Genomic DNA, 13,081 nt, shown 5'->3' on the forward strand with positions numbered 1-13,081 from the left:
ACTACCTTCGCGGCCGTACCGGTCGCCCGGCACAGCCCGCACCGTGGTCAGTCGTCGTCCACGCCGTACAGCCGGCGTCGCACCGACAGCAGCTCGACCTCGGGACGGGCGGCCACCAGGCGCTCACAGGAGTCGAGCACCTCGCGGACGTGCCCTGTCTCGGCGGCCACCACGGCCACCGCAATCTGCGCCCGACCGTGCAGGTCGAGCGCTCCCACCTCGGCGGCCGACACGTCGAAGCGACGCAGCGCCGCCACGATCGGCCGTACATATGATCTCTTGGCTTTGAGCGACCGGGAGTCGCCCGGCAGCAGCAGGTCGAAGACCGCGGTTCCGGTGAACATCGCCCCGGACGATACCGCCAACCCGCCCCGCATGATCAAGGGGTTTACGCCGTACGGCGTAAACCCCTTGATCAGCGTGTCACTGCCGGATCAGGCGCGAACCTTCTCCCGCATCTCGAAGGTCTCGATGACGTCGCCGACCTGGACGTTGTTGTAACCACCCAGGGTCAGACCGCACTCGAAGCCCTCGCGGACCTCGGTGGCGTCGTCCTTGAACCGCTTGAGCGAGGTGATCGTGAGGTTGTCCGCCACGACCGTCCCGTCCCGAAGCAGTCGAGCCTTCGCGTTGCGCCGGATGATGCCCGACCGGACGATGCAACCGGAGATGTTGCCGATCTTGGACGAGCGGAACACGTCGCGGATCTCCGCGGTGCCCAGCTCGGCCTCCTCGTACTCCGGCTTGAGCAGGCCCTTGAGCGCTGCCTCGATCTCCTCGATGGCCTGGTAGATGACGGTGTAGTACCGGATCTCCACGCCCTCGCGGTCGGCCATCTCACGGACCTTGTTGGAGGCCCGCACGTTGAAGCCGATGATCGTGACCGGCTCGGACGACGCGCTCGCGAGCATGACGTTGCTCTCGGTGATCGCGCCGACGCCCCGGTCGAGGACCTTGAGCTGGACCTCCTCGGGGATGTCGAGGTTGAACAGCGCGTCCTCCAGGGCCTCCACCGAACCGGAGACATCGCCCTTGAGGATGAGGTTGAGCGAGGTCTTCTCGCCCTCCTTGAGCTGCTCCATGAGCGTCTCGAGGGTGGCCCGACCACGGGAGTTGGCGAATGCCGCCGCCCGCCGCCGCGCCTGCCGCTGCTCGGCGATCTGCCGCACGGTGCGGTCGTCCGCCGCCGCGAGGAACGTGTCGCCCGCGCCGGGCGGCGCGGTCAGACCCAGAACCATGACCGGACGCGCCGGACCAGCCTCGGAGAGCTGGTTGCCGTTCTCGTCGAGCATGGCCCGGACCCGGCCGTGCGCCCCACCGGCGACGATCGAGTCGCCCGCCCGCAGGGTGCCCTTCTGCACCAGCACCGTCGCCACCGCACCGCGACCCTTGTCCAGGTGCGCCTCGATGGCCACACCCTGCGCCGGCCCGTCGATCGGAGCGGTCAGCTCCAGCGACGCGTCGGCGGTCAGCAGGACGGCCTCGAGCAGCTCCTCGATGCCGATGCCCGGCTTGGCGGCCACGTTGACGAACATGGTCTCGCCGCCGTACTCCTCGGCGACCAGGCCGTACTCGGTCAGCTGCTGGCGGACCTTGTCCGGGTTGGCGTCCGGCTTGTCGACCTTGTTGACCGCGACCACGATCGGCACGTCGGCCGCCTTGGCGTGGTTCAACGCCTCGATGGTCTGCGGCATCACGCCGTCGTCGGCCGCGACGACCAGGATCACGATGTCCGTCACCTGGGCACCACGGGCACGCATGGCGGTGAACGCCTCGTGACCCGGGGTGTCGATGAAGGTCACCGCGCGGTCCACACCCTCGTGCGGAACGTGCACCTGGTACGCACCGATGTGCTGGGTGATGCCACCCGCCTCACCGGCCACGACGTTCGCCTTGCGGATCGCGTCGAGCAGCTTGGTCTTACCGTGGTCGACGTGACCCATGACGGTCACCACCGGCGCACGGCTGACCAGACGCTCCTCGGCCACCTCCGCGTCGAGGTCGATGTTGAACTGCGCGAGCAGCTCGCGGTCCTCGTCCTCCGGGCTGACGATCTGGATGTCGAAGCCCAGGTGCTCACCCAGCAACTGCAGGGTGTCGTCAGAGCAGGACTGGGTCGCGGTGACCATCTCGCCCAGGTTGAACATCTCCTGGACCAGCGAACCAGGGTTGGCGTTGATCTTGTCCGCGAAGTCGGACAGCGAGGCGCCGCGGGACAGCCGGACGACCTGACCCTGACCCCGGGGAGCACCCGAGCTCATGGTCGGAGCCGACAGGTTGTCGAACTCCTGTCTGCGCTGCTTCTTGGACTTGCGACCGCGCGTCGGCCGACCACCCGGACGCCCGAAGGCACCCGCGGCGCCGCCGCCACGGCCACGACCGCCCGCACCCGGACGACCGCCGCCACCGGCCGGACCACCCGGACGGAAACCGCCGCCGGGGGCACCGCCACCGCCACCGGGACCGCCACGGTAGCCACCGCCACCACCGGCGCCACCGCCACCACCGGGACCGCCGCGGTAACCGCCGCCGCCACCGGCGCCACCGCCGGGACCGCCACGGAAACCGCCGCCACCGCCACCGGGACGACCGGCGCCGCCACCGGGACGACCAGCGCCACCGGGACCGGGACGACCGGCGGCCGGACGCTGACTCGGCATGGAAGCCGGGCTGGGCCGCGGCGGCATCGAGTTCGGGCTCGGCCGCGGCGGCATACCCGCCGGGGTGTTGGGCCGGGGACCACCCGCGCCAGCGGCCGGGGGCCGCTGCTGCTGGCCACCCTGGATGCCGAACGGGTTGTTACCGGCGCCGCGCGCCGGCGGGCGACCACCCGGTCGGGCACCCGGACCCGGAGCAGGCGCGCTCGGGCGAGCTGCCGGCGAACCGGGACGGGGCGGCATCGCGGCCGGACCCGGCCGAGGGCCGGGGCGGTTGGCGCCGTCCGCCGGAGGCTCCCGGCGAACCGGGTTCTCCCGCTGCTGCTGGCGGGCGGCCTGCGCGGCCTTGACCGCGGCCTCCTGCTCAGCCTTCAGCGCGGCGGCACGCGCCTCCGCGGCCGCCACCTCGATGTCGTGGGCGCTCGCCGGCTTGGCGACCGGGGCCGCGGGCTGCGGCGCAGCGGGCACCGGACCCTTCGGCTTCGGGCCGGGCACCGGCGCGGCCGGCCGCCGAGGCGGCATCGGCTTGGCCGAGACCCGGGGCGCGCCCGGGGTCGGGGACGTCGTCGGGGTCGGGTTGGAAGCCGGCGTCGACGCGGGCGCCGACGGGGCAGCCGCTGCCGGAGCACCGGCGGACGCGACGAATGCGTTACGCAGCCGCCGGGCGACGGGCGCCTCGACGGTGCTCGACGCGGACTTCACGAACTCGCCCATTTCCTTCAGCTTGGCGAGAACGGTCTTACTCTCGACCCCGAGCTCTTTTGCAAGCTCGTGTACGCGGGCCTTGCCTGCCACTGCACTCCTCACTCCGAGGTCGTGCGGGCAGCACCCGCAGCGACCTCACTCGTGCACTTGAAGCCTGGTCATTTCAGGGACTTCATCGTGTGCTCATGTCGGTCGTCCTACCCTGCTAGCGACCCTCGCCCGGTCGGGTTGACCGGACGTAGTGGTTGGCGCATCGACGTGCTCCGCCAGCACACCGTGGTCGAGGACCTCGGTGATGCGCAGCGCACGCCCGAAGGCGCGGCGCCGCACCGCCAGCGCGAAGCAGGCCGGATCCGGGTGCATGTTCGCTCCCCGACCCGGCAGCCTGCGAAGCGGATCAGGCCGGAGGCTGTGACCAGCCTCGTCCCTGACCGCGACTATCCGCAGCAATTCGCTGGCCGGCGCACGTCGCCGGCAACCCACACAGGTGCGCTCCGGCTGCGCGCGTCGTACCACTGGAAGAAGTCTACCCCTAGCCGCCGGAGATCGCGCCGCCCGGCTCCCGCACGTGATCGGCTCCCTCACGCGCGACCGGGGCGCTCTGCTCCGCATCGGAGCGGATGTCGATCCGCCAACCGGTCAGACGGGCCGCGAGACGGGCATTCTGCCCCTCCCGGCCGATGGCGAGCGAAAGCTGGAAGTCGGGAACCGTCACCCGGGCGGCGCGACCGGCCAGGTCGACCACCTCGACCCGCAGCGCCTTGGCCGGCGACAGCGCGTTACCGACGAAGGTGGCCGGGTCGTCCGACCAGTCAATAATGTCGATCTTCTCGCCGTGCAACTCGCTCATCACGGCGCGCACCCGCTGGCCCATCGGCCCGATGCAGGCACCCTTGGCGTTGACACCGGGGGTCGTGGAGCGCACGGCGATCTTCGTACGGTGACCTGCCTCACGGGCGATAGCGCCGATCTCGACAGTGCCGTCGGCGATCTCCGGAACCTCCAGCGCGAACAGCTTCTTGACCAACGCCGGGTGCGACCGGGACAGGGTGATCTGCGGCCCGCGCATGCCCTTGGCCACGTGCACCACGACGCAGCGGACCCGCTCACCGTGGGCGTACCGCTCGCCGGGCACCTGCTCGGACTGCGGCAGGACGCCCTCCAGCTTGCCCAGGTCGACGCTGACGATGCCCTTCTCGGTACGCGTCTCGTGCGCCTGCACCACACCGGTGACCAGGTCACCCTCGCGGCCCACGTACTCACCGAAGTGCACCTCGTCGGTGGCCTCCCGCAGACGCTGGAGGATCACCTGCTTGGCGGTCATGGCGGCGATCCGGCCGAAGTCGTGCGGGGTGTCGTCCCACTCCCGCACCAGGCTGCCGTCGGAGTCCATCTCCTGCGCGTACACCAGGGCCGCGCCGGACCTGCGGTCGATCTCCACCCGGGCGTGCGGCTCGGCGCCGTCGGTGTGCCGATAGGCGGTCAGCAACGCGGTCTCGATCGCCGCGAGAATCGTGTCGAACGGGATCTCCCGCTCGCGCTCGAGTGCGCGCAGCGCCGCGAGGTCGATGTTCACCTCTCCTCGTCCTCCACATCATCTTCGTCGTCGATGTCGTCTGAATCGTCGATCTCGTCGGAATCGTCCGCGTCGTCGAACTCGTCGTCCGGCTCACCGAGTTCGGCCAGGCGGGTGAACTCGACCTGCACGCGCCCCGGGCCCAGCTGGTCGTACGCCCAGGAGGTCCGGCCGTCCTCGGTCTCCAGCTGCACGCCCTCGTCGTCGGCCGCGACCACCCGGCCGGTCAGCTGGCGGTCGCCGGCGGGCTGCTCGCCGCGCTGCCCGGGCAGCGCTGTCGCGCCCCGGACGGTGACCTTGACGAGTCGGCTCACGTTGCGCCGCCAGTGCCGGGGCAGGGTGAGCGGTCGGTCGACGCCCGGCGAACTGACCTCGAGCTGGTATTCCCCGGCCACGATGTCGCCACCGGTCTCCTCCGCGGCGTCCAGCGCGGCCGAGACCGCCCGGGAGACGTCCGCGACGGCGTCCAGGTCGATCCCGCCGTCGGCGTCCACCATCACCCGCACCACGTGCCGACGACCGGCCCGGGAGACCGACAGGTCCTCCAGGTCGTAGCCGGCGTCGTTGACGACGGGTTCGATCACGGCTCGCAACCGGGCACGCCGCCCGGCGAGGTCACCACCGCGGGGACCCGCGGCAACGCGGGGTCGACCGGTCGGCCTGGTGGCACGGCCACGCTGCGTCATCTCCGCACCCTTTCCCTGGTCGACGGTGGTGGGTCTTCCCGCCATGCCGGCACGCCACCGGAGCGGACACGCCGGTGGCTGCGCAGAGCGTAACGCGCCTGCCCGGCGGCGGGCCGAGCGGCGCACCGACGCCGGTGACCGCTGGACGGGCCGCCATGGTGTTGACTTGCCCGGTGGGGATCGGCAGAACGACACAGCGCAACCAGGCATCCGGGCATTCCCGGCGAAAGCTCCTGCGTGGTGGGGCGCTGCTGGTGCTCGGTGGCACCGCCGCGCCGCTGACCGGCTGTGATCTTTTCGACCGTGACGACAAGCCGGCGCCGCCACCGGACCCGCTGCGCCCGATGGTGGACGAGGCGCTCGCGCTGGCCGAGGCGTACCGGAGCAGCGCCGCCGCGCACCCCGACCTGGCCGGCCGCCTCGGCCCGATCGGCGAGGCGCACACCGCCCACGCCACCGAGCTGGCCCGGGTGATCGGCGTCGCCCTGCCCTCGGCGGCGGCCACCGCCCCGACCACCGCTCCGGCGGCCGACCCGGCCGGCGCGCTCGCCGCGCTGCGCGCCCTGGAGAAGACCGCCCAACAGTCGGCGTCCACCGCCTGCGCCGCGGCGCCCGCCGAGCGGGCCGCACTGCTCGGGTCGATCGTCGCCGCCCGCGCCACCCACCAGGAGGCACTGAAGTGAGGCAGCCGTCCGCCGGGGAGGCTCTCGCCGCCGCCCTGTCCGCCGAGTACGCGGCCATCTACGCCTACGGGCGGATCGGTGTCCGGCTCACCGGCGCGGCGCGGGAGGCGGCACAGCAGGCCGAGGCCGCGCATCGACGTCGGCGCGACACAGTGGTGGTGCAGCTCACCACCGCTGGCGGCGTCGTACCACCGGACCGGGCCGGCTACGCGCTGCCGTTCCCGGTCACCGACCGGGCGAGCGCCCTGCGGCTCGCCGCCGAGGTGGAGGAACGCACGGCCGCGCACTGGCGCGCGGCGTTGGCGTCCACCACCGGCGCCGACCGGGACCAGGCGCTGGCCGCCCTGGTGGAGTACGCCGTTCGCGCCACCCGGTGGCGCAAGACGGCCGGGCTGACCCCGCTGACCGTCCCGTTTCCCGGTCGACCAGCCTGAACAGTCCCGCTCCGGTTGCGGAGCGCATACCAGGTATGCATACTCCGTTGCCATGTCCATCCGTCACGGGTTGCTCGCCCTGCTCGAACGCGGCCAGATGTACGGCTACCAGCTGCGCGCCGCGTTCGAGGAGTCGACCGGCTCGACCTGGCCGTTGAACATCGGGCAGGTCTACACCACGCTGTCCCGGCTGGAACGGGACGGTCTGGTGCGCCCGCTGCCGGAGAGCGAGGCCGGGCAGCGCCCGTACGAGATCACCGATGCCGGCCGGGCGGACCTGGCGCTGTGGTTCGCCACCCCGATCAGCCGCACCGACCGACCCCGCGACGAGTTGGCCATCAAGCTGGCGTTGGCGCTGACCACCCCGGGGGTGGACGTCCGCTCGGTGGTGCAGGCCCAGCGCAGCGCGACGATGCGTGCCCTGCAGGAGCTGACCCGGCTGAAGTACGGCAGCAACCGGCCGGAGGACCTCCCCTGGCGCCTCGTCCTGGACTCCATGGTGTTCCAGGCCGAGGCGGAGGTGCGCTGGCTGGACCACTGCGAGACCAGTCTGGTGCGCCACCGACCCCCCGGCCCGCCGCCCGTTCCCCGACCGGGAAACGATGACGCGCGGGACGCGGCGAGCTGGGCCGGCGAGGAGGCGCGACGGTGAGCGGGGCGGACGACGCGGTGCTGGAGCTCCGCGACGTCCACCGCACCCACGGCACCGGACCGGCGGCGGTGCACGCGCTGCGCGGCGTCAGCCTGGCCGTCCGGCCCGGCGAACTGGTCGCGGTGATGGGACCGTCCGGATCCGGCAAGTCGACGCTGCTGGCGCTGGCCGGAGGGCTGGACCGTCCGACCGGCGGCGAGGTCCGGGTCGAGGGGCAACCGCTCGGGGCCCTGGACCGTCGCGGGCTGGCCCAACTGCGTCGACGCCGGATCGGCTACATCTTCCAGCAGCTCAATCTGCTGGGCAGTCTGACCGCGCTGGAGAATGTGGCCCTTCCGCTGGAGCTCGACGGCACCAGCGGACGCCGCGCCCGCGCGCTGGCCCGGGCCGCGCTCACCGAGGTGGGCCTACCCGGGCTGGGCGACCGCTTCCCCGACCAGCTCTCCGGCGGGCAGCAGCAGCGGGTGGCCATCGCCCGCGCGCTGGTGGGTGAGCGGCGGCTGGTACTCGCCGACGAGCCCACCGGCGCACTCGACTCGCAGACCGGCGAGGCGGTGCTGCACCTGCTGCGCCGCCGGATCGACGCGGGCGCCGCCGGGGTGCTGGTCACCCACGAGGCACGACACGCCGGCTGGGCGGACCGGGTGGTGTTCCTCCGCGACGGCGTGCTCGTCGACACGACGGCACCGCTGGGCAGCGTCGAGCAACTGCTGTCCGGTAGCGAGCGGTGACGATCCGCCGTCCGCGGCAGCCCTCTGGTGCGGCCGACCCCGTGCCGGCGTCGCCGGTCCGGCCACCCGTCCTCGTCGGCCGGCGGCGGATCGCCGAGCTGACCGGCTCCTGGCGGACCGCGCTGCGGATCGCGCGGCGCGAGTCCCGCCGCGCCCGGGGTCGAACGGCCCTGGTGCTCGCGATGATCGCCCTGCCGGTGGCCGCGCTGGCCTTCCTCGCGGCGAACTACGACATGGCCGAGCTGACCCCGCAGGAACGTGTCGACCGTCGGCTCGGTGTCGCCGACGCGGAGTTGCAGTGGGTCGCCAACGGCCCGATCGAACAGGACGAGTGGGGTGAGGGCTGGAGCACGACCAACGGCACGGCACCGGGGAGGGCCACCGCGGCCCAGATGACCGCGCTGCTGGGGCCGGGCAGCAGGGTCACCGAGGTACGCCCGCACGCCCCACTGACCCTGCGCGGCCCGAACCGTGACGAGGACGTGGCCGGTCGGGTGCTGGACCTCGGTGACCCGCTGGCCCGCGGGCTGGTGCGGTTCGTGGCCGGCCGGGCACCGCAGCAGCCCGGCGAGGTAGCGGTCAGCCAGGCGGCACTGCGCCGCCTGGACCTGCGCCTCGGTGACGCCGTCACGGTCGCCGACGAGAGCAGGGCGTACACGGTGGTGGGGCTGGTCGAGTTCCCCGACGACCTCGGTCCGGTCGTGGCGCTGCACCCGGGAGCCGTACCGAGGACCGGTCCGGAGCCGGACAGCGTCTGGTTGGCGGACGTACCCGGGACCGTCGACGCGGCGCTGGTGTCCCGGCTGAACGAGCGCGGGGTGGTGGTCACCGCCCGGCACTCGACCGGCGCGGGGGGCGGGACGAACCGGACGTGGTTCGGGTTGACCGGGGCGACCGACGCCAACGACCTGAGCACCGGCGTCCTGATCGCCGGCCTCGGGCTGCTGGAGGTCGTCCTGCTGGTCGGGCCGGCCTTCGCCGTCGGCGTCCGGCGCCGACGGCGGGATCTGGCGCTGGTCGCGGTGGCCGGTGGGGACGCCGCCCAACTGCGCCGGGTCGTGCTGGCCGACGGCGTGGTGCTCGGGGTGCTGGGCGCCGCCGCCGGCCTGGTCGTCGGCGTCGGCGCGGCGTTCGCCGGGCGCCCGCTGATGGAGGAGTACGTCTTCGGCGTCCGTTTCGGCGGTTACCGCTGCTGGCCCGCCGCCCTGGTGCTGCTCGGCGCGGTGGCGGTGCTGGCCGGTGTGCTCGCCGCGTCGGCACCCGCGTGGGCGGCCGCCCGGCAGGATGTCAGCGCCGGGCTCGCCGGGCGACGTACCCCACCGGTGTCCCCGGCCCGGTGGTTGGTCGTCGGCCTGGCGCTGGTCGTGGGCGGGGCGGGGCTGGCGGCGTACGGGTCCAGCCGGACCTCCCCGGCGGTGATCCTCACCGGTCTGATCCTCGGTGAGTTGGGGCTGGTGGCCTGCACGCCCACGTTGATCGGGGCGCTCGCCCGCCTCGGCCGGCTGTTGCCGTTGGCACCACGGATCGCGGTGCGCGACGCCAGCCGTAACCGGGCGTCGGCGGTGCCGGCCATCTGCGCCGTGATGGCCGCGGTCGCCAGCAGCGTCGCGCTCGGTGGGTACCTGACCAGCGACGGCGTCCGCGACGCACGCGCCTATCAGCCGATGCTGCCGACCGGTCACATGCTGGTCTACCAGAACGGGTCGGGTCAGCAGCCCACACTGGCCCAGGTCGCCGACGCGGCCCGGGCCCAGTTGGGGGTCGGCGCGGTGGCCACCGTCCACGCCCCGGACTGCGACGCGGCGGGCACCGGCTACTGCGACATCGCGCCGGTGCTCCCCGCGAGCCGGGCCTGCCCCTGGCAGATCGGCGACGACCTGCCCGCGTCGCACCGCCAGCAGGCTCGGTCCGACCCACGCTGCGCGGCGGACCCCTCCGAGGGCTACCTGCAACCCGAGGTGGACGACGGCAGCGCGCTACCACTCCTCACCGGCGCCGACGCCACGACGACGGCGGCGGCCTCGGCGGTCCTGCGCGCCGGCGGGGTGGTGGTGACCGACCCGCGCTACCTGCACGACGGTCTGGTGACCGTACGCGTCAGCCGGATGGACACCGGGCCGGACCCGCTGAACCAGGTCCGTGACCTCCCGGGGTACGCGCTGCCCCGGGCGGTCGGCTACCCCCGTCTGCTGCTGTCCACCGGCGCGGCCCGACACCTCGGCCTGAGCTGGTCATCGTCCGGCTGGGTGGTCGGCACCACCACCCCGCCCGACGAGGAGCAGCAGGCACGGTTCAGCGCCGCCCTGCGCTCGTTCGGCACGTTCTCGCTCAACGTGGAGCAGGGTTCCGCGCCCCGGGACGTCTCGCCGCTGCTCCTACTGATCGCGGCGGCGGCCGGCCTCATCACGGTGGGGGCGGCCGGTATCGCCACGGCGCTCGCCGCCGCCGAGGGACGCGCCGAACTGACCACCCTGGCGGCCGTCGGCGCGGCACCGGCGTTACGCCGGTTGCTGGCGATCTGCCAGGCCGGGGTCATCGCCGGGCTCGGTTCGGTGCTCGGCATCGTGGCCGGGCTGGGCACCGCGGCGATCGTGCTGTTCTCGGTCAACCGGCAGTACGCCAACGCCTGGCCGGTACCCGACCCGTACCCGATCCTGGTGCCGTGGCCCACGCTCGGGGTGCTCGTGCTGGTCCCGGTGGTGGCGATGCTCGGGGCCGGTCTGTTCACCCGCGCCCGGCTGCCGATCGAGCGGCGACTGGACTGACCGCCGGTCCGCGATCGGGCGCGTGCGGGGGGTGCCGCGCGGGCCGGGCAACCGGCACACTGATCCGCGTGTCAGTGCTGGGAAATCTCACTCGCCGAGTTGGTCACTACCGGTGGTTCGGCGCCACCGCCCGTCTGCTGGTTCCCGCCGACCGGGTGATCGGTCGGCTCACCCGGGGCCGGGTGGTCGCGCTCGGCCTGATGCCGTCCCTGGTGATCACCACGACCGGCCGCCGCTCCGGCAAGCCCCGCAGCAACCCGCTGCTGTACGTGCGGGACGACGACGCCTACGTGGTGATCGGCTCCAACTGGGGGCAGACGCACCACCCCGGCTGGGCGATGAACGTGCTCGCCGACCCAGCCGCCACGGTGGACGTGAAGGGTCGACGGATCCCGGTACGCGCCGACCTGGCGTCCGGCGCCGAGCGGGACCGGTTGTGGCAGTTGCTGGTCGCCGCGTGGCCCGCCTACCGCACGTACGTCCAGCGGGCCGGCGGTCGGGAGATCCACATCTTCCGGCTGGTGCCGACCGGGCGCGGCGAGCCCGCCGCTCGCCCGCCGGCTGGCTAGACTTCACCGGCAGTAAGCGAGCCGATACGCCGCACGCCGCACGATCCGAGCAACGTCCCGGATGGTGCTGCCCTCAACCCGCGGGAGACACCAAGAGCCCTGATCTTGCGCGGATCTCGGGAAGGTGAGGTGACCCCGTGAGCGCGAGCAGCGGGCAGACCGGTGTCGATCGGGGTCTCGACGATGGCCGCTGGGCGGTCGCGGAGCGGGTCGCCGAGGCGGTCCGGCGGCGCTTCCCGGCCGACGTGCTCGCGGTCGCCGTCCACGGGCCCCTGGCGCACGGTGACGACGACGGCGGTGGCGACCGCGAGGCGGGGATGTTGGTGGTCACCTACCGGTCCGGGGCCGGCCCACCGCCGGCAACCCGTCGGGTGGACGGGGTGCTCGTCGATCTGACCGTGGCCGGCGCGGAGGACTATCTGGCGCAGGCCCGGGTGGTCTCTCCCCTGTGGCCGCTGACCGCCCACCGGTACGTCACCACGCAGGCGTTGCACGACCCGACGGGTTGGTTGCGGACGCTGCGCGACGAGCATCTGGGCCGGTTGGCCCGGGCTCGACCGGCGGAGTTCAGCACCGCAGCCCGGCAGGCCTGGTATCGGGGCAGCGCGGCGCACGCCCGGGCGGCCCGGCTCGCCGAGTGGTACGAGACCGACCAGGCCCTGCTGATGCTCGGTGAGGCCCGGCTGGCGGCAGCCACGGTGACGGGTCTGCTCAGCCGCACCTACTTCCGGGACCCGGGAGACGCGGTTCGGCGCACCGGGTTGGCCGGAGCGGACATGACCGAGGTGGGTGCGGTGCTGGCCCGGCAGGCCGAGGAGTTGGCCGCCCGTGGTCGAGCGGTCGACGGAACGATCGACGACCTGCTCACGGGCTGACCGACGTCACAGCCCGCCGTGCACCCCGATCAGCGTGCCGATGAGATAGGTCGCGCCGGCCGCGGCGGCACCGAGCAGCAGTTGCCGGAGGCCGCCGGTCCACCACTGTCGGTTGGTGAATCGGGCGACGATCGCACCGGCGGCGAACAACCCGAGCCCGCCGACGGCGAGTGCCAGCCACAGTTCGGTGGCGCCGAACAGGTAGGTCAGCAGCGGAATCAGGGCGCCCAGCGAGAAGAACAGGAACGACGAGGTCGCCGCCGCCCACGGGCTGGGCTGGTCGTCGGGGTCGATGCCCAACTCCTCGCGGACGTGCACCCGCAGGGCTTCCTCCGGGTTGCGGCGTACCGCTTCGGCGACCTGGGTGGCGAGGTCCCGGGGCAGGCCGCGAGCCACCCACGCGTCGGCGAGTTCACGGGCCTCCGCCTCGGGGTGGCGTTCCAACTCCCGGCGTTCCTTGGCCACCTCGGCGGCGACCTGCTCGTTGGCGGACCGGACGCTCGTGTACTCACCGAGACCCATGGAGATCGCCCCGGCGACCAGGCCGGCGGTGCCGGTGAGCACGATGCTGTGCGACGACACCCCGCCGCCGCCGACGCCGGCGATCAGGGCGATGTTGGTGACCAGGCCGTCCATCGCGCCGAAGACGGCCGGGCGCAGCCACCCGCCGGAGACGTCGGCGTGGTGCGCCTCGCGCAGTGCTGCCGGGGCGTCGCTCACGATGCCTGCCCTTCGTTCGCGACTGCTT

Annotated in this window: 13 protein-coding genes; 7 read left to right on the forward strand and 6 right to left on the reverse strand. The window is 73.3% G+C overall.

The features are described from left to right. Positions 1–47 precede the first annotated feature (47 nt). The 5 genes from GA0070612_RS29990 to rimP all read right to left on the reverse strand — a co-directional run bounded on the left by GA0070612_RS29990 (position 48) and on the right by rimP (position 5,624). Positions 48–344, reverse strand: a complete 297-nt coding sequence (locus GA0070612_RS29990) for a DUF503 domain-containing protein (RefSeq protein WP_088990970.1) — start codon at positions 342–344, stop codon at positions 48–50. A 90-nt stretch (positions 345–434) separates the two neighbouring features. Further along, on the reverse strand, positions 435–3,452 hold the full coding sequence (gene infB / locus GA0070612_RS29995) for a translation initiation factor IF-2 (protein WP_088990971.1): 3,018 nt from the start codon (positions 3,450–3,452) through the stop codon (positions 435–437). Positions 3,453–3,545: 93 nt separating this feature from the next. Next, complete coding sequence (locus GA0070612_RS30000; RefSeq protein WP_088990972.1) at positions 3,546–3,878, reverse strand: YlxR family protein; 333 nt, start codon at positions 3,876–3,878, stop codon at positions 3,546–3,548. Positions 3,879–3,894: 16 nt separating this feature from the next. After that, positions 3,895–4,938 carry a transcription termination factor NusA gene (gene nusA, locus GA0070612_RS30005; protein ID WP_088990973.1) on the reverse strand — a complete coding sequence of 348 codons (1,044 nt, stop codon included), beginning with the start codon at positions 4,936–4,938 and terminating at the stop codon, positions 3,895–3,897. Further along, positions 4,935–5,624, reverse strand: coding sequence for a ribosome maturation factor RimP (rimP, locus tag GA0070612_RS30010; RefSeq protein ID WP_088990974.1), 690 nt, complete (start codon positions 5,622–5,624; stop codon positions 4,935–4,937). Before rimP ends, nusA begins: the two co-directional genes overlap by 4 nt. Before the next feature lie 155 nt (positions 5,625–5,779). Here rimP and GA0070612_RS30015 point away from each other — a divergent pair, with 155 nt between their 5' ends. The 7 genes from GA0070612_RS30015 (at position 5,780) to GA0070612_RS30045 (ending at position 12,333) form a co-directional block, all read left to right on the forward strand. Next, complete coding sequence (locus tag GA0070612_RS30015; protein ID WP_231924729.1) at positions 5,780–6,307, forward strand: hypothetical protein; 528 nt, start codon at positions 5,780–5,782, stop codon at positions 6,305–6,307. Continuing rightward, entirely contained in the window at positions 6,304–6,741 is a 438-nt protein-coding gene (locus GA0070612_RS30020; RefSeq protein WP_088990976.1) for a ferritin-like domain-containing protein, read from the forward strand. Before GA0070612_RS30015 ends, GA0070612_RS30020 begins: the two co-directional genes overlap by 4 nt. Before the next feature lie 52 nt (positions 6,742–6,793). Continuing rightward, positions 6,794–7,393 (forward strand): PadR family transcriptional regulator, encoded by a 600-nt coding sequence (locus GA0070612_RS30025; protein ID WP_088990977.1) that lies wholly within the window; start codon positions 6,794–6,796, stop codon positions 7,391–7,393. After that, a complete protein-coding gene (locus GA0070612_RS30030) occupies positions 7,390–8,124 on the forward strand; it encodes an ABC transporter ATP-binding protein (protein WP_088990978.1) in 735 nt (244 codons plus the stop codon). The genes GA0070612_RS30025 and GA0070612_RS30030 overlap by 4 nt, the downstream gene beginning before the upstream one ends. Then, positions 8,121–10,889: an FtsX-like permease family protein gene (locus tag GA0070612_RS30035; protein ID WP_231924394.1), complete on the forward strand. Its 2,769-nt coding sequence runs from the start codon at positions 8,121–8,123 to the stop codon at positions 10,887–10,889. The genes GA0070612_RS30030 and GA0070612_RS30035 overlap by 4 nt, the downstream gene beginning before the upstream one ends. A 68-nt stretch (positions 10,890–10,957) precedes the next feature. After that, positions 10,958–11,458 (forward strand): nitroreductase/quinone reductase family protein, encoded by a 501-nt coding sequence (locus GA0070612_RS30040; protein WP_088990980.1) that lies wholly within the window; start codon positions 10,958–10,960, stop codon positions 11,456–11,458. 137 nt (positions 11,459–11,595) lie between these two features. Then, complete coding sequence (locus tag GA0070612_RS30045; protein ID WP_088990981.1) at positions 11,596–12,333, forward strand: hypothetical protein; 738 nt, start codon at positions 11,596–11,598, stop codon at positions 12,331–12,333. Between the two features lie 6 nt (positions 12,334–12,339). Here the strand turns inward: GA0070612_RS30045 and GA0070612_RS30050 are convergent, their stop codons facing one another. After that, positions 12,340–13,053, reverse strand: a complete 714-nt coding sequence (locus GA0070612_RS30050; protein WP_088990982.1) for a VIT1/CCC1 transporter family protein — start codon at positions 13,051–13,053, stop codon at positions 12,340–12,342. Positions 13,054–13,081: the final 28 nt, after the last annotated feature.

The sequence above is a fragment of the Micromonospora chokoriensis genome, from assembly GCF_900091505.1.
Classification (GTDB): Bacteria; Actinomycetota; Actinomycetes; order Mycobacteriales; family Micromonosporaceae; genus Micromonospora; species Micromonospora chokoriensis.